18 protein-coding genes are annotated in these 23,238 nt (G+C 59.4%); 10 read left to right on the forward strand and 8 right to left on the reverse strand.

Going from position 1 to position 23,238, the window contains the following annotated elements; translation table 11 throughout:
* Window positions 1-29: 29 nt before the first annotated feature.
* Window positions 30-1,652 carry a threonine ammonia-lyase, biosynthetic gene (gene ilvA, locus RS694_RS04045; protein ID WP_029707065.1) on the reverse strand — a complete coding sequence of 541 codons (1,623 nt, stop codon included), beginning with the start codon at window positions 1,650-1,652 and terminating at the stop codon, window positions 30-32.
* Between the two features lie 125 nt (window positions 1,653-1,777).
* Here ilvA and RS694_RS04050 point away from each other — a divergent pair, with 125 nt between their 5' ends.
* Window positions 1,778-2,227, forward strand: a complete 450-nt coding sequence (locus RS694_RS04050) for an OsmC family protein (RefSeq protein WP_029707066.1) — start codon at window positions 1,778-1,780, stop codon at window positions 2,225-2,227.
* 122 nt (window positions 2,228-2,349) lie between these two features.
* Here RS694_RS04050 and coq7 read toward each other — a convergent pair whose 3' ends face one another.
* Window positions 2,350-2,979, reverse strand: a complete 630-nt coding sequence (coq7, locus tag RS694_RS04055; protein WP_029707067.1) for a 2-polyprenyl-3-methyl-6-methoxy-1,4-benzoquinone monooxygenase — start codon at window positions 2,977-2,979, stop codon at window positions 2,350-2,352.
* A 235-nt stretch (window positions 2,980-3,214) separates the two neighbouring features.
* Between coq7 and RS694_RS04060 the strand changes: the two genes are divergently transcribed.
* The 3 genes from RS694_RS04060 (at window position 3,215) to RS694_RS04070 (ending at window position 7,158) form a co-directional block, all read left to right on the forward strand.
* Entirely contained in the window at window positions 3,215-4,261 is a 1,047-nt protein-coding gene (locus RS694_RS04060) for a porin (protein WP_037247049.1), read from the forward strand.
* A gap of 275 nt (window positions 4,262-4,536) precedes the next feature.
* Window positions 4,537-5,724, forward strand: a complete 1,188-nt coding sequence (locus tag RS694_RS04065; RefSeq protein ID WP_029707070.1) for a porin — start codon at window positions 4,537-4,539, stop codon at window positions 5,722-5,724.
* A 261-nt stretch (window positions 5,725-5,985) separates the two neighbouring features.
* Entirely contained in the window at window positions 5,986-7,158 is a 1,173-nt protein-coding gene (locus RS694_RS04070; RefSeq protein WP_029707072.1) for a porin, read from the forward strand.
* Between the two features lie 70 nt (window positions 7,159-7,228).
* On the opposite strand, the gene RS694_RS04075 is transcribed toward RS694_RS04070, so the two are convergent.
* Window positions 7,229-8,077: a MurR/RpiR family transcriptional regulator gene (locus tag RS694_RS04075; RefSeq protein WP_029707073.1), complete on the reverse strand. Its 849-nt coding sequence runs from the start codon at window positions 8,075-8,077 to the stop codon at window positions 7,229-7,231.
* Window positions 8,078-8,198: 121 nt separating this feature from the next.
* Window positions 8,199-9,665, reverse strand: a complete 1,467-nt coding sequence (gene zwf, locus RS694_RS04080) for a glucose-6-phosphate dehydrogenase (RefSeq protein WP_076069360.1) — start codon at window positions 9,663-9,665, stop codon at window positions 8,199-8,201.
* A 61-nt stretch (window positions 9,666-9,726) separates the two neighbouring features.
* On the opposite strand from zwf, the gene tal reads away from it, so the two are divergent.
* The 4 genes from tal to RS694_RS04100 all read left to right on the forward strand — a co-directional run bounded on the left by tal (window position 9,727) and on the right by RS694_RS04100 (window position 14,236).
* Complete coding sequence (tal, locus tag RS694_RS04085; protein ID WP_029707079.1) at window positions 9,727-10,674, forward strand: transaldolase; 948 nt, start codon at window positions 9,727-9,729, stop codon at window positions 10,672-10,674.
* 12 nt (window positions 10,675-10,686) lie between these two features.
* Window positions 10,687-12,255, forward strand: coding sequence for a glucose-6-phosphate isomerase (gene pgi / locus RS694_RS04090; protein WP_029707081.1), 1,569 nt, complete (start codon window positions 10,687-10,689; stop codon window positions 12,253-12,255).
* 236 nt (window positions 12,256-12,491) lie between these two features.
* Window positions 12,492-13,625 (forward strand): winged helix-turn-helix domain-containing protein, encoded by a 1,134-nt coding sequence (locus tag RS694_RS04095; protein ID WP_241463955.1) that lies wholly within the window; start codon window positions 12,492-12,494, stop codon window positions 13,623-13,625.
* On the forward strand, window positions 13,622-14,236 hold the full coding sequence (locus tag RS694_RS04100; protein ID WP_029707084.1) for an HAD family hydrolase: 615 nt from the start codon (window positions 13,622-13,624) through the stop codon (window positions 14,234-14,236). The genes RS694_RS04095 and RS694_RS04100 overlap by 4 nt, the downstream gene beginning before the upstream one ends.
* A gap of 50 nt (window positions 14,237-14,286) precedes the next feature.
* Here the strand turns inward: RS694_RS04100 and RS694_RS04105 are convergent, their stop codons facing one another.
* Window positions 14,287-15,192, reverse strand: a complete 906-nt coding sequence (locus RS694_RS04105) for a LysR family transcriptional regulator (protein WP_051391812.1) — start codon at window positions 15,190-15,192, stop codon at window positions 14,287-14,289.
* 139 nt (window positions 15,193-15,331) lie between these two features.
* On the opposite strand from RS694_RS04105, the gene RS694_RS04110 reads away from it, so the two are divergent.
* Entirely contained in the window at window positions 15,332-17,254 is a 1,923-nt protein-coding gene (locus RS694_RS04110; protein ID WP_029707087.1) for an FAD-binding monooxygenase, read from the forward strand.
* A 263-nt stretch (window positions 17,255-17,517) separates the two neighbouring features.
* On the opposite strand, the gene groL is transcribed toward RS694_RS04110, so the two are convergent.
* From groL to RS694_RS04125, 3 genes are all read right to left on the reverse strand, one after another.
* On the reverse strand, window positions 17,518-19,164 hold the full coding sequence (groL, locus tag RS694_RS04115) for a chaperonin GroEL (RefSeq protein ID WP_029707088.1): 1,647 nt from the start codon (window positions 19,162-19,164) through the stop codon (window positions 17,518-17,520).
* Window positions 19,165-19,329: 165 nt separating this feature from the next.
* Window positions 19,330-19,620 (reverse strand): co-chaperone GroES, encoded by a 291-nt coding sequence (gene groES, locus RS694_RS04120; RefSeq protein WP_029707090.1) that lies wholly within the window; start codon window positions 19,618-19,620, stop codon window positions 19,330-19,332.
* Between the two features lie 150 nt (window positions 19,621-19,770).
* Complete coding sequence (locus tag RS694_RS04125) at window positions 19,771-21,741, reverse strand: YhgE/Pip domain-containing protein (protein WP_076069362.1); 1,971 nt, start codon at window positions 21,739-21,741, stop codon at window positions 19,771-19,773.
* Between the two features lie 184 nt (window positions 21,742-21,925).
* On the opposite strand from RS694_RS04125, the gene RS694_RS04130 reads away from it, so the two are divergent.
* Window positions 21,926-23,221, forward strand: coding sequence for a PilT/PilU family type 4a pilus ATPase (locus RS694_RS04130; protein ID WP_051391814.1), 1,296 nt, complete (start codon window positions 21,926-21,928; stop codon window positions 23,219-23,221).
* Window positions 23,222-23,238 lie beyond the last annotated feature (17 nt).

Consider the following 23,238-nt stretch of genomic DNA (forward strand, 5'->3'; position numbering starts at 1 on the left):
AGCCCTTATGGAGTAAGCGTAAGTCGCTATCATTTTTGTAAAAACATACGGTACACCGGATTGTGGGTCTCTTCCACATACGGGTAGCCCAGTGTTTCCAGAAACTGTGCAAAAGCCTTGTCGTCTGCCTTGGGTACCTGCAGTCCCACCAGGATGCGGCCGTAGTCGGCGCCTTGGTTGCGGTAGTGGAACAGGCTGATGTTCCAGCCCGGACGCATCAGGCTCAAGAATTTCATCAGTGCGCCGGGGCGTTCGGGGAAGACAAAGCGCAGCAGGCGTTCGTCCTGCGCCAGGCTGGAGATGCCACCCACCATATGGCGGATGTGCTCCTTGGCCAGCTCGTCGTGTGTGAGGTCCAGCGTTTTGAAGCCATGTTTCTCGAAGTTCTTGGCGACCTTGGCTGACTCGCCCTTGCCCTGCGTGCTCAGGCCAACAAACACGTGCGCCTTGGCCGCGTCGCTGATGCGGTAGTTGAACTCGGTCACGTTGCGCGTGCCACCGGGCAGTTCACCGATCAGTTCGCAAAAACGTTTGAAGCTGCCGCGCTCTTCGGGGATGGTCACCGCAAACAGCGCCTCGCGCTCCTCACCCACCTCGGCCCGCTCGGCCACAAAGCGCAGGCGGTCGAAGTTCATGTTGGCGCCACACAGGATGGCGGCGTAGGTCTCGCCTTTGGTCTTGTGCGTGGCAACGTACTGTTTGATAGCGGCAACGGCCAAGGCGCCGGCGGGCTCCACGATGGAGCGCGTGTCGATAAAAATATCCTTGATGGCAGCACATACGGCGTCGGTGTCCACCGTCACGTAGTCGTCCACCAGGTTGCTGGCGATGCGGAAGGTCTCTTCGCCCACCAGCTTCACCGCGGTACCGTCGGAGAACAGGCCCACGTCCGGCAGCGTCACGCGCTGCTTGGCATTCACTGACTGGATCATGGCGTCTGAGTCGTTCATTTGCACGCCAATGACCTTGACGCCTGGCGCCACGGCCTTGATGTAGTTGGCCACACCCGAGATCAGGCCTCCGCCGCCAATCGCCACAAACACCGCGTCCAGACCGGGGCCGGTTTTGCTGCCCGTTTTGTGGCCAGACTTGGCCGCCTTGTCAGCCCCCAGGGTCTGCACCTGGCGCATGATTTCCATGGCCACCGTGCCTTGGCCCGCAATCACGTCCGGGTCGTCAAAGGGGTGCACAAAGGTCAGGCCTTCTTTTTTCTGGAGGGTCACGGCGTGGCTGTGGGCATCGGAGTAACTTTCGCCAAACAGCACCACCTCGCCACCAAAACCGCGCACCGCGTCCACCTTGAGCTGTGGCGTGGTGGTGGGCATCACGATGACGGCGCGCACGCCCATGCGGCTGGCCGACAGGGCCACGCCTTGGGCGTGGTTACCGGCAGATGCACAAATCACGCCCTTGGCGATCTGCTCGGGCGGCATCTGCGCCATCTTGTTGTAGGCGCCGCGCAGTTTGAAGCTGCGTACGGGTTGCTGGTCTTCGCGTTTGAAGAGCACGGTGTTGTGCAGGCGGCGGCTCAAGGCGCGGGCTGGCTCCAGTGCGGTCTCGCTGGCCACGTCGTAAACACGGGCGGTCAGAATTTTCTTGAGGTAGTCCGCCGGGGTGAGATGGGGGGCTGGGGGCTGCTTGGAAGAACTCACGGGGCTACACTCCGGTTTGAATATGCGAAAACGTAATTGGGCAGCTCCGCGCGGGGCTGGTAAATTGCATTGTAGCGGTTGTATTTTTCGCCCCGCGCGGGGCAATTTATTGAAGGATGAAAACCATGGAATGCACCGTAAGCTGGACCGGTGGCTTGAATACCCGATCTGGCATGGGCTTTGTCGCCGAAACTGGCAGCGGCCACATCTTGACCATGGATGGCGCGCCTGATGCTGCCAAGCCTGAAAACGGCGGTCAGAACCTGGCGCCACGCCCCATGGAGACCGTGTTGGCCGGCACCGGCGGCTGCACCGCTTATGACGTGGTGCTGATTCTCAAGCGCGGCCGCCACGACATACGTGGCTGCACCGTCAAACTCACTACTGAGCGTGCCGAAGTGGATCCCAAGGTCTTTACCAAGATCCACATGCAGTTCACCGTGACCGGCAAAGGCATTCCCGCCAGCGCCGTGGAGCGCGCGATTGCCATGAGCCATGAGAAGTACTGCTCCGCCAGCATCATGCTGGGCAAAACGGCGGAGATTACGACCGGGTTTGACCTGGTCGAGGCTTAGTCATGTTGCCCCCACGCTCCGCCACTGCGTGGGTCGCTGCCCCCCCGAGGGGGCATTTTCCCTGTCGGGGCTGACCGCCAGGCGGATCAGAGGCCTTGGGGCGGCCCGGCGGCAAAACCTGTCTAAATCCGTTGCGCTACGGTCGTCATGACCTTGGCTGCAGCGCGCATCAGGTCTTTGACAGGTTGGGGCAGTTCCAGAGCGCCCGCGGCCTGTGCCTCTTCGGCATGGCGCAGCTCATCGTCATGCATCTGCGCCACGATGGCGCGGGATGCATGGTCCCCTTCGGGTAGCCCACCAGCGCTAGCATTCAAATGGCTTTGCAGGTGAGCGCCCACCTGTTTTTCGGTCTCCACCACAAAGCCCAGGCTCACCGCGTCTCCCAGTTTTCCGGCAATCACGCCCAAGCCAAAGGCGCCTGCGTACCACAGTGGATTGAGCAATGAGGGGCGCGACCCCAGCTCTTCCAGCCGCTGGGCGGTCCAGGCCAAATGGTCGGTCTCTTCGATACACGCTTGTTTGAAATGGGCGCGCAGGGTTTCGTTGCTGGTGGCGAGCGCTTGTCCGGTATAGAGCGCCTGCGCGCACACCTCTCCCACATGGTTGACCCGCATCAAGCCCGCAGCCTGCTGCTTTTCGCTTGCGTTCAGGCTCGTCGCTTGGTCCGCCAACGTGGGGCAGGCTTGGGCTGCATGGGGCCTGGCAAACAGGGTTCGTAGCGCGGTATCGGCAGCATTCAGCAGGGTGTCCATGGGGCTGGTGGATTTTCTTGATTTAAGGTAACTAGAAGTCTAGTTGCCCTGGGCGTTGGGCAGGCGATACAAGTTGTTGCAACTCAGCAACGGAAAACGCTGGTTTACCCTTATTTTTGCTCTGTTCCTTTGCCAAACCTCCGCCCGTCTGGTGCAATACACACAACTTCCTGAACTAGGAGGTTGGCCCGGGGTTCCACCTGGAGCCCTTTGTTTAACCTTGGAGTATTTCTACATGAAAAAAACCCTCGTTGCCATGGCCGTTCTGGCCGCTTCTGGCGCCTCTTTCGCTCAAGCTACTATTTCCGGTACCGTTGCAATGGGCTGGGCCAACACAAAGAATGCAACCGGCGGTGAATCCGGCGGCTTGGGTGTTGACACTACTGTTGTGAACTTCACCGCTTCTGAAGATCTGGGTGGCGGCCTGAAGGCTACTGCCAAGCTGGGTCTTGACGGTGCAACTCGCGGCACCATCGGCGGCGGTGACACCACTTTGGCTCTGTCCAGCTCCGCTTTCACGTTCACTCTGGGTGCTACCCAGTTGGCTAACTACCTGCAAGGTGGCATTGCCAACCAAAGCGGTGCTTTCAATGGTTTCGAAGGCCGTCTGTTCGACAGCAAGTCTGTCGGTACTGACTGGGCTTCCTTGGCTGTGCCTGTGGGTCCTGTGACTCTGTCTCTGTCCTTCTACGAAGGCGGCAATAATCAAGCTACTCCTACAGTTGGTGGCCTGGGTCTGGGTCAAGGTAGTGGTGGTGTTGCTGCCAATAATCCTAGCCGTAACACGCAATACCAAATTGCTTACGCTTCCGGCCCTCTGGCTGCAAATGCTGCCTTCAAGGCTTATGACAGCTCCGCTTCTGGTGGTGTCTACAGCACCAAGTCGATCGTTCGCGGTTCTGTGAGCTACGACTTTGGCGTTGCCAAGGTTGGCGCTGGTATCGCTCAATCCCAACTGGTTGTTGCTGGTACTGAAACCCAGTCCATGCTGTCCGTTGGCGTGCCTTTCGGTGCTGTGACTGTTGGCGCATTGGTGGCTAACCGCGTGTTTAGCGGCACTGGCAACACTGCCAGCGGTGGAACAATTGCAGCTGATGACTACAACCAAACCGGTTACGGTCTGGAACTGGACTACGCTCTGAGCAAGCAAACCTCCGTCGCAGTTAACTACCTGAGCTACCAACAAGGTTCGGGTAACAAAGACGGTGCTACACGTTACGGTCCTGGTGCCGCCAACAACAGCAGCACTATTTTCGAAGTCGCGCTGGTCAAGTCCTTCTAATTTCGCGCTGGCGTGAGCCAGCTTGAGATCTGAAAACTTTAAAACCCCGCTACGGCAACGTAGCGGGGTTTTTTACGTTGGGGGGCAGCGTATTTGTGGTGAATATGCAACTCCCTGGTTTTTTGGTGCGCTTTTGAGTCACTTAGGCGCTATTCAGGACAGGTGATCCTTGCTTTAATTTATGTAACTTCGATGTAACGAAGTTTTCCTGGGGCAAGGAACTCAGAAATGTCGCAGTGCCTTGTAATATTTTTATAACTTTGAGAGAGACAGACATGAAAAAAACACTCATTGCAATGGCAGCGCTCGCCGCTTCCAGTGCATCATTCGCTCAGGTGACCATAACTGGCACCGTCATGATGGGTTTCGACGCTACCCATCACTCGGTTATTGCCAATCCGCTCAATGCCTTAGGCAATCCAACAAGCAAACCAGGCGTTATTGGTGATGCGCTGAAGCTCAACGCAAACGGAAAACCCTATGGTGATTCCAGCGGTTTGGGTGTTGATACTGCAGAAATCAACTTCAGGGTGATTGAAGACTTGGGCGGTGGCTATAGGGCGATTGCCTCCATGCAATTGGATACCGTTGCCCGTTCTGGTGTAACGGGGGGCGACACAACGATGACATTGGTGACGCCTGTAGGGGCCTTTGCGCTGCAGTCCATCAAGGTTGCTGATTGGTTGTCCAATGGCCCTGCATCTATCGGTCAATTGGGAATGGACGGTCGAACCAACTCTTCTCGCGGGTTCCAGGATGTTGCTGCATTTGTAACGAAATTGGCACCAACAACGACCATTACCTTGTCTCATGGTGAAAACGCGCAGTTCGGAGCCACTACAGCTGGGCTGGGTCTGGGTACTGGCGCTGCGGGGGCTGCTAGCGCTAACACTGGAGGGTTTGCACAGTTTGGACAAATGCAGCGCAACAATGGGATCGGCGTGACTTACATGTCGGGCGCTCTTGTTGCCAGCGCACAGTACTTGAATTATGACCAGTCGACAGATGGTTACGATCTTTCGATCAAAAATGTGACGCGTGCGCAGGCGTCCTACGACTTTGGCTCCGTTAAAGTTTTTGGTGGCGCGATCTCTACTGGCCTCGGTGGTGGGAATTTATTCAACGGTGTGCTGGCCCTTGGAGTGCCTGCAGGTAGCTGGTATTTCACCGGCTCATATAACAACAGTGTCTTGAGCGGAACGTCTGGCTACCTAGGGCCTATCTTTGCCCAGCCCGTTACGGCATTGGGTGGGGCCAGCATCTATCAGGCATTGGGTTGCTCCAATACGACAGGTTGCGGAGCGGGCTCTCTGGACTCCAATACATCTGGCTACACGTTGAGTGCCCAGTACAACTTTAGCAAGTCCACCAACGCTGTTGTGAGCTATCGCAACTGGGCATTTAACGTCAATGCCGTAGACCGCGACAGCGAGTTTGAAATTGCGCTCGTAAAGAACTTCTGATCACTTGTTTGGGATCAAACGGCTCAAAACCCCACCGTGCAAGCGCGGTGGGGTTTTTTTTATGAGGCGACTCATGGCGTCAGAAAAATACAACTGCCTTGTGGTTTGTATGGGGATTTTGGTAGTTATCTGCATTAGAGATTTGTCACTAACAGTGAACTTTGCTTAAATTAGATCGGCTTCCAATTTGGGGCCGGGGACCGCATGCGGAGACAATTCTGGCGCGGGCTCGGTATGTATTAATTTAATAAAAGGTTCGACATGAAAAAAACACTGGTTGCATTGGCCGTACTGGCAGCTTCCGGCGCATCTTTTGCGCAAGTAACAATCACAGGGACGGTAGCCATGGGTTACCAGGCTGCCAAATCTACGGGCACAAGCGCTGCAACACTTTCCCCCTTTCTCGGCGGCACAACTTTTGCGGCAACTCCGGGTAACGATACGGCTGGCCTGGGCGTGGATACCACTGAAATTTATTTCACGGCCACTGAAGATCTGGGTGGCGGCCAAAAAGTCGAAGCCAAGCTGGGCTTGGATGGCGCGACCCGCGGCACTGTGGGTGGCGGTGACACCACACTGACCTATACCAATAACTCTTTTGGTCGTATCCAGTTGGGTGCCGTCAAGGGTGATGCCATCCACAGCGGCATTCCCTCTGCTGGTGCGCCAGTGATCGATATGGACGGCAAGATTTTTGAAATTCGCTCCAGCAGCGATTTTATTAGTTATGCAGCCCCCATTGGCCCAGTGATTTTTGTTTACAAAATCTCTGAGTCCTCCAAGGGCCTTGGCCTCGGCGTAGGCTCCGCTGGAGCAGCTGGCACCGTGGTAGGTCAACGCACCAGCGATTTGGCTTTGGTGTATTCTTCTGGCCCCGTGAAGTTAGTCGGCGCATACCGCTCCTACGACAATCGCAACCCCACAACCATTGCTAATGGGGAAGGCCTCACCAAAGACAACGTGGTTTCTTTCCAAGCTGGTTATGACGCAGGTTTTGCCAACTTCGGCTTTGGCTACAACGTTGCTACCGCTTCGATTGGCCCCAAGGTGGATGACATGTTGATTGGCGTGTCTGTTCCTGCCGGCGCTTGGACATTTGGTGCAACCTTTGGCATGGCGAAGGCCTCTGGTGTCGCTGACGCGCAATCCACTGCCTTTCCAGGTGCCAATGCCAATCAACAGCAAGGTTTCAAGGATTTGATGAAACTTGCAGACGGAACCGCAAACAGCGTGAGTGTTGGAGCCAAGTATGACTTCAGCAAGCGCACTAACCTGTCGGTCAAGTACGCTACCTGGACGCGCAGTGGCTACGAGCAGTTTGAAGCTTGGGGTGCCCGTGTTGCCGCCGGAACCGCCGCTCAAAATGCGCTAAATGAATTCGGCTACACCGACAAGGCCAGCCAAACCAGCATTCTGCTGGCACATTCCTTCTAAATTGCCACTGGCTTAGGCCAGTGCGTTGGAATGATCCAAAAGCCGCTTGGTGCAAACCAAGTGGCTTTTTTCACGCGTAGCGCTTGCTGCGCAGGTTGTTCTTCATCTCCTGCAGCAAGGGCTGCAGCTTGCCACCACCAATGCGCAGCGCGACACACGTGGCAAGGATGTCGATGATCATCAGGTGAAGCAGGCGGGAGACCATGGGGCTGTAGCGGTCGAAACCTTCGGGGTGGTCGGCGCTCAGGTGGATGTGGCCGGCGCTGGCCAGAGGTGAGCCGCTGGCGGTGATGACGATGGTGGTGGCACCGTTTTTACGGGCAATGTCACAAGCGTCCATGAGGTCACGGGTACGGCCTGAGTTGCTGATGACGATGACGCAGTCGCCCGGCCCAAGGATGGACGCGCTCATGACCTGCATGTGGCCGTCGCTGTAGGCGGTGGTGTTGATGCCCAGGCGGAAAAATTTGTGCTGCGCATCCTGCGCCACGATGCCGGAATTGCCCACGCCAAAGAACTGAATCTGCTTGCCTGATTTGTAGGCTGCGACCAGAGCCAGAACGGCGCGCTCGATGGCTGCATTCGAGGCTTCGTTGCGGTATTTCAAGAAGGCGGCCACCGTGTTGTCAATGACCTTAACCATGACATCGCCGGTTTTGTCGTCGGCATCCACGCTGCGGTGAATAAAAGGTACGCCTTCATTAACCGTGCCAGCCAGTTTGAGCTTGAAATCCGACAGTCCGTCATACCCAACGCTGCGGCAAAACCGCACTACTGTGGGCTTGCTGACGTGCGCACGGTCTGCCAGTTCAGTCACCGGCAGCTTGGCAAAGGCACGTGGATCGGCCAGGCAGAGCTTGGCAACCCGTTGTTCGGCAGGGGCCAGCGAGGGCAGGGATGCCTGGATGCGGTCAAGCATAAACAGGTGCCCGCCCTGTTCCACAGCCGTTCAGGCTGAGCTTGTCGAAGCCTTGCGAGCCCTTGGACAGGCTCAGGGGGAACGGTATGTGTTGTGTCATGTTTCCAGTTCAGTGACTAGTTCACGATTCTTCAGACCAGCAGAATCCGTCGCGCGCAATCATCGCGCTGGAAGCACTGGGCCCCCAGGTGCCTGAGGCGTAAGCGCGTGGGCCTTGGGTATCTGTGGCCCAGAAGTCCAGAATCGGTTCCACCCAGCGCCAGGCCTCTTCTTGCTCATCGCTGCGCACAAACAGGTTTAGGCGGCCGTCAATCACGTCCAGCAGCAAGCGCTCGTACGCGCCCACACGCTCGGAGCCGAAACGCTTGTCGAAGTCCAAGTCCAACTGCACGGGGGCCAGTGCCTGCGCCGCCGAGCTGCGTGACTGGCGGTTGTTTTGGCCCTGCGCCAGCAAATGCAATTCCAGCCCATCCTTGGGTTGCAGGTTGATGACCAGGCTGTTGGTCATGGCGCTGTGGGTGTTGAAAATCGCATGCGGGGTCGGGCGGAAATTGATGACGATGCGCGCATCACGTCCGGCCAGGCGTTTGCCGGTGCGGATGTAAAACGGCACGCCGGCCCAGCGCCAGTTTTCAATCTCGGTGCGCAGTGCCACAAAGGTTTCGGTGTGGCTGTTGGGGTTGACGCCGGTCTCCTCACGGTAGCCCGGAACCTTGCCGCCACCGCTGGTGCCGCTGGCGTATTGGCCGCGCACGACATCCTGCGACAAAGACTCTTGCGTCCAGGGTTTGAGCGAGCGCAATACCTTGAGTTTTTCGTCGCGGATGGCATCGGCGTGCGAGTTGATGGGTGGCTCCATGCCGATGGCGCACAGCAATTGCAGTGCGTGGTTTTGCACCATGTCGCGCAGTGCGCCGGTTGTTTCGTAAAACGCGCCGCGGCTTTCCACGCCCAAATCCTCAGCGATGGTGATCTGGATGTTGGCGATGTGTTCACGGCGCCACAGCGGCTCAAACAGAGCATTGCCAAAACGCAGTGCAAACAGATTTTGTACCGCAGGCTTGCCCAGGTAATGGTCAATACGAAAGACCTGTTTCTCTTCGAAGAAACGGCGCACGGTGTGGTTGATCGCGCGGTTGGACGCGAGGTCATGGCCCAGCGGTTTCTCCAGCACCACGCGGGTGTGTGGCGTGTTCAGTCCGGCGGCAGCCAACTGCTCGCAGACGGTGGTGAACAGTGATGGAGCGGTGGCCACATACATGACGACAGTCTCTGCATTGCGTGCCTGCAACGTGGCTGCGAGCGTGGCGTAGTCGTCTGGCTTGGACAGGTCCATGCGCACAAATTCGAGGAGGGCGGCGAAGCGGGCAAACTCTTCGGCGCTGGGGCGTTTGGCCAGGTCCACCTTGTCAAAGCGCGACCGGATCAGTGCGCGGTACTGGTCGTGGCTCAGGTCATCACGGCCCACGCCGATGATGCGGCCGCCTTCGGGCAAAGTGCCGTGGCGAAACGCCTGAAACAGGGCGGGCATCAGCTTGCGCCATGTCAAATCGCCAGTGCCGCCAAACAAGACCAGATCAAAGCTCATGATTTCAAGTTACATAAATAATGACGTTGTAATGTAACTTTGTTTCAAAGATAATTCAAGCATGAACCAACTCGACGCACTCAAACAATTCACCACGGTTGTCGCTGACACCGGCGATTTCAAACAGCTCAGCGCTTACTTGCCGACCGATGCCACGACCAACCCGTCGTTGATCCTGAAGGCCGTGCAAAAGCCCGATTACGCGCCTTTGCTACAGGACACTGTGAACCAGTTTCGCGGCCGCGCGCTTGACGAAATCATGGACCGGTTGCTGGTGCGTTTTGGCTGCGAAATCCTCTCCATCATTCCTGGCCGTGTGTCCACCGAAGTCGATGCGCGCCTGAGTTTTGACACCAATGCCACCGTGGCGCGTGGTGAACGTCTGATCGAGCTGTACCAGGCGCAGGGCATCCATATCGACCGCGTGCTGATCAAGGTGGCGGCGACGTGGGAAGGCATTCAGGCAGCGCAACAACTCGAGCGCAAAGGCATTCACACCAACCTGACGTTGCTGTTCTCCTTCTGCCAAGCCGTGGCGTGTGGCCAGGCCAAAGTGCAATTGATTTCGCCTTTTGTCGGCCGCATTTACGACTGGTACAAAAAGTCGGCGGGCGCGGCGTGGGTGGAGGCGGACATGACTGGTGCGAACGACCCTGGCGTCCAATCGGTCAAGCACATCTTCAACTACTACAAGAAGTTTGGCATTGCCACCGAGGTGATGGGCGCGAGCTTTCGCAATGTGGGCCAGATCACCGCTTTGGCCGGTTGTGATCTGCTAACCATCAGCCCCGATTTGCTGGCCACCTTGACTGCCACCGATGCGCCGCTGACCCAAGCGCTGAATGCCGACGCTGCCAAGGCCGCATCTATCGAACACGTGAGCTACGACGAGGCGACTTTCCGCCTGGCCTTGAACGAAGATGCCATGGCGACCGAGAAGCTCGCCGAAGGCATACGCGCTTTCTGCGTCGACGCCGTCAAGCTCGAAAAACTGCTGCTGGCCGCATAAAGGGGCGTTCTCATGGCACGTACCCGTTGTGATCGCACGCCTGCCTGGGCCCAATTGCAGGCGCATTACCAAAGCCACGGTAAGCAGCTGGACCTGCGCGATGCGTTTGCGCAGGACGCACAGCGTTTTGCGCGCTTCAGCCAGGAAGCGCCTTATGTGTTTGCCGACCTGTCGAAGAACCGCATAGACGCCACGACGGAGGCGTTGCTGCTGGATCTGGCGCGCCAAAGCGGCGTGCAGGAGCACCGCGATGCGATGTTTGCGGGTGAGAAGATCAACAACACCGAGCAGCGCGAGGTGTTGCACGTTTTATTGCGAAATCCGGCTGCAGTTCAATCAGGGATTGCGCAAGAAGCTACACTTTTTATAGCAACCGAGCAGGCAAAGGTACATACCACGCTGGACGCCATGTTGGCCTATGCCGAGAAAGTGCGTGCTGACAAGGCGATCACGGATGTGGTGAACATCGGCATCGGCGGCTCCGACCTGGGCCCGCAAATGGCGGTGCTGGCGCTGGACGCGTTTGCCACCACCGGTAAGCGTCTGCACTTTGTGAGCAACGTGGACGGCCACGAACTCGCCGCCAAGTTGCCGCATCTAAAAGCCGAGAGCACGGTCTTCCTGATTGCCAGCAAGACCTTCACCACCATCGAGACCATGACCAACGCCGCCTCGGCCAAGGCCTGGTTCGAGGCGCAGGGCGGTACCGACATTGCGCGTCACTTTGCCGCGCTGACCACCAACGTGCCCGCGGCGAATGCCTTTGGCATCACCACCACCTTTGGTTTCTGGGACTGGGTGGGTGGGCGTTATTCGATGTGGTCGGCGATTGGCCTGCCCTTGGCGATTGCCATTGGCGCTGCGGGCTTCCGCGAATTCCTGGCCGGCGCGCATGCGATGGACGAACACTTCCGCACTGCACCGCTGGAAAGCAATCTGCCGGTGCGCCTAGGTCTGTTGGATGTCTGGTACCGCAACTTCCATGGCTTCACCAGCCGCAGCATTGCGCCGTACCACAGCGCGCTGCGCCGTGTGCCGGCTTACCTGCAGCAGTTGGAGATGGAGAGCAATGGCAAGCGCGTGGATGCTTCGGGAGAGGCACTGCCTTTTGGTACATCGCCCGTGTTGTGGGGCGAGCCCGGCACCAACGGCCAGCACGCTTATTTTCAGATGTTGCACCAGGGCACGGACGTGGTGCCGGTCGAATTCATCGCCGTTAAAAAAGCGCGCCATGATTTGAAGGGCCACCACCCCATGCTGTTGGCCAATGTGCTGGCGCAGGCGCAGGCCTTGATGGTGGGCAAGAGCGACGCGGGCGGGCACAAGCATTTCACCGGCAACCGGCCCAGCACATTCCTGTTGCTGGAAGATCTGACGCCGGCCTCCTTGGGTGCGCTGATTGCGCTGCAGGAGCACCGTGTGTTTGTCAGTGGCTCGCTGTGGGGCATCAACAGTTTTGACCAGTGGGGTGTGGAGCTGGGCAAGGTGTTGGCCAAAGACATTGAGCCACGGCTTGCGTCGGGTGACGCGACGGGGCTGGATGGTTCGACTGCGGGTTTGTTGGCCCGGTTGCGGGGTTGATGGTGTTGTTTTGGGTGGGGCGAAGCGCGAGGCCGTTGCGGCGGGCTCATGGTGCCAAACGCGCACAAATCGCCCGCCACAACGGCCACGCACTCCGCTTCGCGTGCGATTGAATGGCTAAAGCCACGTCACTTACGTTGGCGCAGGCGCGGTTGTTGCACCTTGCTGCGCAGGGCTTACTTACTCGGCCCGAAAAAACGGCGACACGTGCCGCTCTGCGCCAGAGCATTGCCCGCATGCAACTGCTGCAAATCGACACCATCCACGTGGTGTCGCGCAGCCCGTACCTGGTACTGCATTCCCGGTTGGGGCACTACCCGCGCGAATGGCTGGAGGAGACGCTGGCTGCGGGCCATGTGTTTGAGACCTGGGCGCATGAGGCCTGCTTTGCGCCCATGCCGGACCTGCATTTGCACCGCACCTACAACGCCGCCACACGCCGGCACTGGGGCCTGGCAAATGCTGAGCGCCATGCCAAATCACACCGCAAGCAGTTGGACCAGTTGTTGGCCCATGTGCGTGATAACGGGCCGGTGAAGTCGTCAGACTTTGAGCGCACCGATGGCGGTGGCGGCGCATGGTGGGGATGGAAGGATGAGAAGCGCTGGCTGGAGACGCTGTTCGCGCAGGGCGAGTTGATGGTGGTACGGCGGGAGAATTTTCACCGCGTGTATGACATTGCCGAGCGGGTGGCGCCGCAACTGGCGCAGGCCAGCAGTGCTTGGGCTGCGGAAACGGTGCACACCCACTTTATCGAGAAGGCAATCGCCGCGCTGGGTGTGACGCAAGCCCGCTGGATCAATGACTACTTCCGCCAGAAGCCGAGGCTGAAAGATGCCGATCTGGACGCCTTGGTGGCGTCGGGTGCCGTCGTACGTGTGCAGGTGGAGGGCTGGGATGCGCCCGCCTATGTGCATGCCAGCAACAAGGCGCTGTTGGGCAAAGCACGCACCAACAAGCTGGAAGCCAGCCACACCTGTTTGCTCTCGCCGTTTGACCCCGTGGTGTGGGACCGCGAGCGTGGCTCGACGCTGTTTGACTTTGACTACCGGTTGGAGTGTTACACGCCCGAAGAGAAGCGCATCTACGGCTACTTTGTGTTGCCCATCCTGTGCCGCGGTGAACTGATTGGCCGCCTCGACGCCAAGGCACACCGGGCCGATGGCGTGTTTGAAGTGCGCGCACTGCATGCCCAGCCCGGCACCGTGTGGAGCGAAGGGCAGATCATGGACGTGGCGCAGGCCATTGTGCAAAGCGCCGTCTGGCACGGTACGCCCAGCGTGCGCATCACGCGCACCCAACCCGCCAAACTGGCCGCCCCATTGCGGCGCGCCATCAAGACATTTCAACTGGAAGGAAGTTCGCTGTGAACGTGGTGTTTGACTTTGGCGCGGTGCTCTTCACCTGGCGCCCTGTGGATCTGATAACCGAATGTTTCCCCGCACGCGCGGGCACGCCTGCACAGGCCGGCCACTTGGCGCATGAAGTGTTTGGCCATGCCGACTGGCAGGCATTTGACGCAGGTCTGATGGCCATGGATGTGGTGGTGGCGCGCACCGCAGCGCGTCTGGACCTGGATGCCCAAGTGTTGGGCGACCTGGTCGGCAGCATCGACGACCGGCTGGAGCCCATGGCCCCATCCGTCGCGCTACTGGAGCAACTGCACGGCCTGCCAGACGTGCACTTGTACTTCCTCTCCAACATGCCCGAGCCCTATGCGCGTGCACTGGAGCAGCGCCACAGCTTTCTGGACCGCTTCAACGGCGGCATTTTTTCCGGAGACGTGGGCCTCGCCAAACCCGACCCCGCCATCTACCAGTTGCTGCAAACCCGCCACGCGCTGGTGCCCGCGCAAACCGTGTTCATCGATGACCTGCTGGGCAATATCGAGGCCGCACAAACGCAAGGCTGGCACGGCATCCACTTCAAGAGCGCTGCGCAAGTTACCCAGGCGCTGCAAGCGTTGGGCGTGGCCGTCTAGGCAGGACCTCGGTCAGGCACGCAGAGGGCCTGGCATGGTCTGGCGGACCATCAGGCGTCCTTGAACAGGGCCGCCATCATGGTGCGCAGCCACATGTGCCCAGGGTCGCGTTGCATGCGTTCATGCCATTGCTGCCGCACCTGGTAGCCGGGAATTTCCACGGGCAAGGCCAGCACGTGCGTATTCGAACCCTGGCACAGGATGTGCGCGGCACGGCTGGGCAGCGTTGCAATCAGGTCTGTGCTGCCGACGACGGTGGCCATGCCAATGAAGCTGGGAATCTGTGCGCCGATCTGTCGAACCAGGCCCTTGCGTGCAAGGTGCCTCTCGATGATGACGTGGCCGGTTCCGGATGTCTCGACCACCACATGCTGCTCGTCTTGGTATTGCCGTGCGGAAAGGGTGTTGGTGATGCGCGGGTGTCCCTGCCGGACCAGACACGCAAAGGTCTCCTTGAAGATTGTCTGCTGGACAAATCGACCCTCCAGATCGGGCAGGAAACCCAACGCGATGTCCAGCGCTCCCTGTTGCAGATGGTCTGCAGTATCCGCAGAGACCTGGCTGATATCCACCCGGATGTGGGGCGCACTCTGGGCGAGTGTGTTGAGCAGCCGGGGCAGGATGACGATCTGGCCGACATCGGTCATGGCGATGCGGAAGTTACGCTGATCGCGCGCGGGATCGAAAGAAGGCTGGAACGCCAACAGGGCTTCGAGCATCGCGATGGCATGGACTGCCTGGGGGTGCAGTGCCGCTGCCATGGGCGTGGGCTCCATGGTGCCGCCCACCCGCACAAACAACGGGTCTCCAAAATGCAGGCGCAGGCGCCCCAACGCCAGACTGACAGCGGGTTGTGTCAGCCCCACGAGTTCGGCTGCCTTGGAGAGGTTGCGCAGCCGGTACACATGGTCAAAAAGTTGCAGCAGCTTCAGGTCCAGATTGTGCAGCTTTGCCATTAATAGTGCTTATCAAAACTATAAAAATCATTATATTGATTAAGTTTCATGGCCTTGGAAGAATCATGGTGTGAGCAAGCCCCATGCGTTTATTCCCCTGCACCGACCAGCGGTCAGGTCTTTCCAAGGACACACCACAATGCAATTCAATCTGGATGGCTTCCGGCCTGGCGATCCGCACGTCGCGCCTCTCTCCCCTGTGGCCGCGCGGCATGAAGACACGGCTCCGGCGCAGGTGGATGTGCTGATCGTTGGCTGCGGCCCCGCGGGGCTGACTCTGGCGGCGCAGTTGGCGGCGTTTCCCGACATTCACACCTGCATCGTGGAGCAGAAGGACGGGCCGCTGCAGCTGGGGCAGGCCGACGGCATCGCGTGCCGGACCATGGAGATGTTTGAGGCCTTTAACTTCAGCGAGCGTGTGCTCAAGGAGGCCTGCTGGATCAACGAGGTGACCTTCTGGAAACCCGACGAGCAGCAGCCCCAGAACATCGTTCGCCATGGCCGGGTGCAGGACACCGAAGACGGCCTTTCCGAATTTCCCCATGTGGTGCTGAACCAGGCACGGGTGCACGACTTTTATCTGGAGTTGATGCGCCAGTCGCCCAGCCAACTGGAGCCGCACTATGCACGCAAGCTGTTGGATGTGGCGGTGGACCATGCAGCGGTGGACTTTCCGGTGACAGTCCGTATGGAGCGTACCGATGCGGGCCACGTGGGCCAGGTGGAAACGGTCCGTGCACGTTACGTCGTGGGCTGCGACGGTGCGCGCAGTGCGGTGCGCAAATCCATCGGTCTGCAACTGGTGGGTGATTCGGCCAACCAGGCCTGGGGTGTGATGGATGTGCTGGCGGTGACGGACTTTCCGGACATCCGCCACAAGGTGGCAGTGCAGTCCGCCAATGGTGGCAACCTGATCGTGATTCCGCGCGAGGGGGGCTATCTGTTCCGCATGTATGTGGCCATGGACAAGCTGGGCGAAGACGAGCGCGTGGCCAACCGCAATATCTCGCAGGACCAACTCATCGCTGCGGCACAGCGCATCCTGCACCCCTACACACTGGATGTGAAGGAGGTGCCCTGGTGGTCGGTCTACGAGATCGGCCAGCGCATCTGCGATAGCTACGACGACGTGCCGACGGCAGAGGTGGGAACACGCCAGCCACGCGTTTTTATTGCCGGTGACGCCTGCCATACCCACAGCCCCAAGGCGGGACAAGGCATGAACTTCTCCATGCAGGACACCTTCAACCTGGGCTGGAAGCTGGCCTCCGTGCTGCGCAAGCAATGTGATCCGCAATTGCTGAACACCTACACGGTCGAGCGCCAGTCCATGGGGCAAGCCTTAATCGACTTTGACCGCGAATGGTCCAAGATGATCAGCGACCGTCCTAGCCAAGGCGGGGGGGAGGGCGGCGTGGACCCCAAGGAGTTTCAGACTTATTTTGAGCGCCACGGCCGCTTCACCGCGGGCATGGGCACGCAGTACCAACCGTCCACCCTGTGTGGTCCCGCCACGCACCAGCACCTGGCGACAGGGTTTGTGGTCGGCACCCGATTCCATTCGGCGCCCGTGGTGCGCATCACGGATGCCAAGCCCCTGCATCTGGGCCATGTGGGCAAGGCCGACGGGCGCTGGCGACTCTATGCGTTTGCCGGGGCCAACGACGCTGCAGACGCCACACGGGGCGTGCGTGCGCTGTGCCAGTTTCTGCAAGAGTCGCCCGACTCCCCAGTGCGCAAATACACCCGGCCGGGGCAGGACATAGACGCCGTGTTTGACGTGCGCGCCATCTTCCAGCCGCACTGGCGCGAGCTGGCCATTGAGTCCATGCCCGACTTGCTGCGGCCCTGCAAAGGACGTTTGGGTTTGCGCGACTACGAAAAAGTCTTCTGCCCAGACATCAAAAACGGCCCGGACATCTTTGACCTGCGCGGCATTGATCGCACGCAAGGGGCGCTGGTGGTGGTACGCCCGGACCAGTACATCGCCCATGTCCTGCCGCTGGAAGCCCATGCGGCACTGGCAGATTTCTTTGCGGGTTTCATGCTACCCAACGCGTGAAGACAAACCGCAAAAATTTAAGCCAAATAGGCCCCTAGCCCTCGCAGATATTGCGCAAGCAGCTATCAAAAGCATAGTGATTCGCCCAAAGAAAAACCCCGCAAGGCAAGCCTTGCGGGGTTTTTCTTTAGGTTTCCAGTCGAGAGCAATAACGCTACTCGACGCAGCATGAGGGTGCAGGGCAAGGCGCAAACGCGCTGACAGTACCGACTGGTACGGCAAGTGTTTGCAACGCCGCCATGCGCCCTCAGGCAAGGAGCAGATTACATGCCCATGCCGCCCATGCCGCCCATTCCACCCATATCAGGCATACCGCCGCCAGCAGCGTCATCCTTCGGCGCTTCAGCAACCATGCACTCGGTCGTCAGCATCAGGGATGCCACGGATGCTGCGTTCTGCAGGGCAGTGCGTGTCACCTTGGTGGGGTCCAGGATACCCATTTCGATCATGTCGCCGTAAGTTTCGTTGGCAGCGTTGTAGCCGTAGTTGCCCTTACCGGCCAACACAGCTGCTACCACCACGGAAGCTTCGCCGCCGCCGTTGAACACGATCTCGCGCAGGGGCGCTTCGATGGCCTTCAACACCAGCTTGATACCGGCTTCCTGGTCAGCGTTGTCGCCCTTGATGGCGCCAGCAGCTTGCTTGGCGCGCAGCAGAGCCACGCCACCACCAGCCACAATGCCTTCTTCCACAGCAGCGCGGGTAGCGTGCAGGGCATCTTCCACGCGGGCTTTCTTTTCTTTCATTTCGACTTCGGTGGCAGCGCCAACCTTGATCACGGCAACACCGCCGGCCAGCTTGGCCACGCGCTCTTGCAGTTTTTCACGGTCGTAGTCGGACGTGGCTTCTTCGATTTGCACGCGGACTTGCTTCACGCGGGCTTCGATGTCAGCAGCAGCGCCAGCACCGTCGATGATGATGGTGTTTTCCTTGCCCACTTCGATGCGCTTGGCGGAGCCGAGGTCAGCCAGGGTCACTTTTTCCAGCGACAGGCCGATTTCTTCAGCGATGACCTTGCCACCGGTCAGGATGGCGATGTCTTCCAGCATGGCCTTGCGGCGATCGCCGAAACCAGGAGCCTTCACAGCCACAACCTTCAGGATGCCGCGGATGGTGTTCACCACCAGAGTTGCCAGGGCTTCGCCTTCGACATCTTCAGCAATGATCAACAGAGGACGGCCAGCCTTGGCGACTTGTTCCAGGGTAGGCAGCAGGTCACGGATGTTGCTGATCTTCTTGTCGAACAACAGCACGAAGGGGTTGTCCAGCAAGGCGGCTTGCTTTTCGGGGTTGTTGATGAAGTAAGGGGACAGGTAGCCGCGGTCGAATTGCATGCCTTCAACGACATCCAGTTCGTTTTGCAGGGACTTGCCGTCTTCCACGGTGATCACGCCTTCTTTGCCCACTTTGTCCATCGCGTTGGCGATGATTTCGCCGATGCTGGAGTCAGAGTTGGCGGAGATGGAACCGACTTGGGCGATCTCTTTGGAAGTGGTGGTGGCCTTGGAAGCCTTCTTCAGCTCTTCGATCAGGGCAGTCACTGCCTTGTCGATACCGCGCTTCAGGTCCATGGGGTTCATGCCGGCGGCAACGTACTTCATGCCTTCGCGCACGATGGCTTGTGCCAGCACGGTAGCGGTAGTTGTACCGTCACCAGCGTTGTCAGAAGTCTTGGAAGCAACTTCCTTGACCATCTGCGCGCCCATGTTTTGCAGCTTGTCTTTGAGTTCGATTTCCTTGGCCACGGACACACCGTCCTTGGTCACGGTAGGGGCGCCGAAAGAACGCTCCAGAACCACGTTACGGCCTTTAGGGCCCAGGGTCACTTTGACCGCGTTGGCCAAAATGTTCACGCCTTCAACCATGCGTGCGCGGGCTTCGCCGCCGAAAATTACGTCTTTTGCTGCCATGTTATGACTCCAATAATTTCAAAAAAATGAGGGATTTGTGGTGGGGGAAGAAAGCGTAGCGAGCAGGTGTCAGGCTAGGCGGACGGAGCGGAGGAGCCGGAACGCACTTCTGTACGTGAGGATTCCGAGCACCGCCCAACGACGCGTGGCGCCTGCGCAGTAGCTTTATTTCTCCACTACGGCAAACAGGTCGTCTTCCTTCATGACCAGCAGCTCGTCGCCGTCGACCTTGACGGTCTGGCCGCTGTACTTGCCGAACAAAACGCGGTCACCGACCTTGACGTTCATGGCGATCAGATCACCCTTGTCGTTCTTCTTGCCAGGGCCCACGGCCAGCACTTCGCCTTGGTCCGGCTTTTCAGCCGTGTTGCCGGGCAGCACGATGCCGCTGGCGGTCTTTTCTTCTGCTTCGAGGCGTTTAACAATTACGCGGTCTGCCAAAGGGCGCAGTTTCATGAGGAATCTCCTAGGGTTTGAAACGAGGGTAAACAAAGGCCAACCCAAACAAGTTGGCGCTCATTAACTTGTGCAGTGGGTGCTGTTAGCACTCAACTACTACGAGTGCTAATGATAAGGCCATTTCAGGCCATTTCAAGTCTGGGATAACTAGAAGTCGACGGCGGGGCGGAGTGCCGCCGTTTTGACAAAACGCCACTGCCCTACGGTACAGGCGACGATGGCCGCCACCAATCCGGCTGCAGCCACGTGCAGCAGAGGCTCACCCCAGGCGCCTCCGTACGCCCCAAACAGGGTGGCCTTGAGCGCCCGCACCTCCCAGGTCAATGGCAACCAGGGGCTGAGGTTGATGAACCACTTCCCGCTGAGTTCGATCGGCAACACCCCGCCCGAGGAGGTCAGTTGAATGGCCAGAAACAGCATGGCCAGTCCCTTGCCCGCATCGCCCAGTGCACGTGTCAGTGCAAAAACGATGAGCAGGAATGTCAGGGATGCCGTCACCAGGGTGAGTAGGAAGGCCGGCAGATGAAGTATGTGGATGTTGAGCGCAAAACGCACCGTCAGCAGTACCAGCAACGCTTGCACCACCACCACCAAAGCAGGTATCAGCATCTTGCCCAGCAGTTGTGCCAGGGCAGAAAAGAAGCGCGCCTGCCGTGGCATGGCCCGCACATTGAACAAAAAGGCCACGATGCCTGCACCCAGCCACAGCGCTGCGGGGATGACATTAGGGGCAAAGCTGCTGCCATTGTTTTGCACCGGGGCCTCAACCTCCATTTGGGGCCGCACGGAATTGGCCAGTCCTTGGGCACTTCCCTCCAGTCTGCTGACGGATGCAGGGAGCGCGTCGGCCAGCAGGTCCATGCCCGCAGTGAGGCGTTGCGATCCGCTTTTGACTTTTTGCGTGCCTTCGGCCAGCGCGGCCGTGCCTTCGGCAAGGTCCACCGCGCCATTGCCCAGCGCATCCAGCTGGCGGTCTTCCGGCAGCTTGCCCACCGCGGTACGCAAGCCAGCATTCAGCGCACGCAGGCCGTTGGTCAACTCCCCTACGCCCGCGCTCAGGCGGTTGGCACCGTCCGCCAACTGCTGTTCTGCGCTGCGGGCGCTTTGCAGGCCGGTGTCGAGCTGGGTCACCCCTTCCGCGAGTTGATCCAAACCCTCGGTCACCTGGGCGCTGACCAGCAGGCTGTTCTTGGCTTCATCGCGGTACTGGTTCACGCCCGTGCGCAGCTTTTGGCTGCCGGTTTGCAGTTCGACCAGTCCCTTGCCCATCTCCGCATGGCCGTTGGCCAGGGCCTCGGCCCCGGTCTGCAGGCGGGCCAGGTCGGAATTGCGGGGGCGCTTGGCGTCCATGGTGCGCAGGCCTTCGCCCAATTGCTTGAAACCGCTGCTGAGTTGCCCCACACCTTCGCTGAGCTGGTTGGCGCCGGTGTGCACGGTTTTGGCACCAGACGCCACTGCATTGGCTCCGCCACTGAGTTCTTTGGCACCTTGCTGCAATTCGTGCACACCTTCGCGCAGGCGCTCCACACTGCGCTGGGAGCCTGCCGCATTGGCCAGCACCAGCGCCCAACGCCGCTCGTTCAGGCGTTCATTGACCTGGTGCCCCAGCTCTTCCGCGAAATGGCGTGCCAGTGCCGCACTTTGGTAGTTGTTGCCTTCGGAGGTAAACACCACCAGCTTGCCCCCGCCGGGTTCGGCGCCTGGGAGTGCGTTGGAGCTGAAGTCTTCAGGAATGATCAAGGCAAAGGCGACCGTACCCTCGCGCACCATGCGACGGGCGTCTTCCGCGTCCAGCACGCTGCGGTAGCCGAACCGGTTGCTGGTGCGCAGGTTGGCCAGTACTTCCCAGCCGATGTTGAAATTGCTGTCGTGGTATTCAACCCCGCGGTCCAGATTTACCAAGGCCACCGGCAGTGCGCCGGTTTTGGCGGCTGGGTCCCAGACGCTGGACAGGTAAATGACCGCATACAGCGCGGGTATCAGGGCGACCACCAGGCTAGCCACCAGCATGCGCGGGAACCGTATCAGAAAACGCGCCTCAATCTGCGCGATAAACAAGATGTGGGCGATCTGCTTTCTGAAGCCCCCCTTTCGGGTGGCGACCAACGGGTGGGTCATAGAGCGGTTCTCCCTGATGCCTTGGTTTTTCGGTGGTATCCAGCTGGAATTTACTCCAGTACGGTTGCTCGGCGGCGCCGTTGCCGCTCCAGGGTGAAAGAAAAAGACACAGACCGCCACTGGGCCATTGCCGCGCACGTGCGCGTGTTGACCTATGGAGCACGGGCGCCGATACTTTCTGCCCATGAGCACACTGACCGAAGACCAAGCCCGCGCCTACATGCACAAACTGCTGGCTGCCATGCGCCAGGCGGGGGGCTCCGACCTCTTTATCTCGCACGACTTTCCACCCAGCATGAAGGCCAACGGCAGCATGCAGCCGCTGTCGGGCCAGAAACTCAATGGCGAGGTGACGCGCACCTGCGCCCAGTCGCTGATGAACGAGCGCCAGCGCGAGGAGTTCGCCAAGGAGATGGAATGCAACTTCGCCATCTCCATTCCCGGCATCTCCCGGTTTCGGGTGAATGTGTATATGCAGCAGCAAAACGTGGCCATGGTGGTGCGCACCATTGCTTCGGAAATCCCCAATTTCGAGAAACTGGAACTGCCGCCCGTCCTGAAAGACGTGATCATGAACAAGCGCGGGCTGGTGCTGGTAGTGGGCGGCACGGGGTCGGGCAAATCGACCTCGCTGGCGGCCATGATCGACTACCGCAACAGCAGTTCGGCCGGCCACATCATCACCGTGGAAGACCCGGTGGAGTACGTGCATATCTCCAAAAAATCACTCATCAGCCACCGCGAAGTGGGCGTGGACACCCACTCCTGGCACCACGCGCTGAAGAACACGCTGCGCCAGGCGCCAGACGTCATCCTGATTGGCGAAATACGCGACCCCGAGACCATGGAGCACGCGATTGCCTTTGCCGAAACCGGCCACCTGTGCCTGGGCACGCTGCACGCCAACAACGCGAATCAGGCAATCGACCGCATCATCAGCTTCTTCCCCGAAGAGCGGCGCAACCAGTTGCTGATGGACCTGTCGGCCAACCTGCGCTCCATCGTGTCGCAGCGCCTGGTACGCACCGAAGACGGCAAGGGCCGCAAGGCCGCCATCGAGATTCTGCTGAACACCCCCACCATCGCCGAGCGCATCTTCAAGGGCTCGTTTGGTGACATCAAGGGCATCATGGAAAAGTCGCGCGAACTGGGCATGCGCACGTTTGACTGGGCGCTGTTTGAGTTGTACGACGCAGGACACATCGGCTTTGAAGAGGCCATCCGCAATGCCGACTCTGCCAACGAATTGCGCCTGGCCATCAAGCTCAAGAGCAAACGCGGTGAGCCAGCCGGCGCCTCCGGCCCTACGCTGTCGTTCGACAAGGAGCCGACCGCCGAAGAGCTGGAAGCCCTGCGTGAGGAAGAGCAGCGCAAACAGGCGCAGCGCAGGCGCGAGCTGGAAGACGCGGAGCTGGAGCGCAAGATGAAAGAAAAAGGCATGGACAGCCGCTTTGGCGACAGCCAGATGCGGACTGGCTGATAGGGGCGATCCGCGCT

It is taken from the genome of Rhodoferax saidenbachensis, assembly GCF_001955715.1.
GTDB classification, from domain to species: domain Bacteria; phylum Pseudomonadota; class Gammaproteobacteria; order Burkholderiales; family Burkholderiaceae_C; genus Allorhodoferax; species Allorhodoferax saidenbachensis.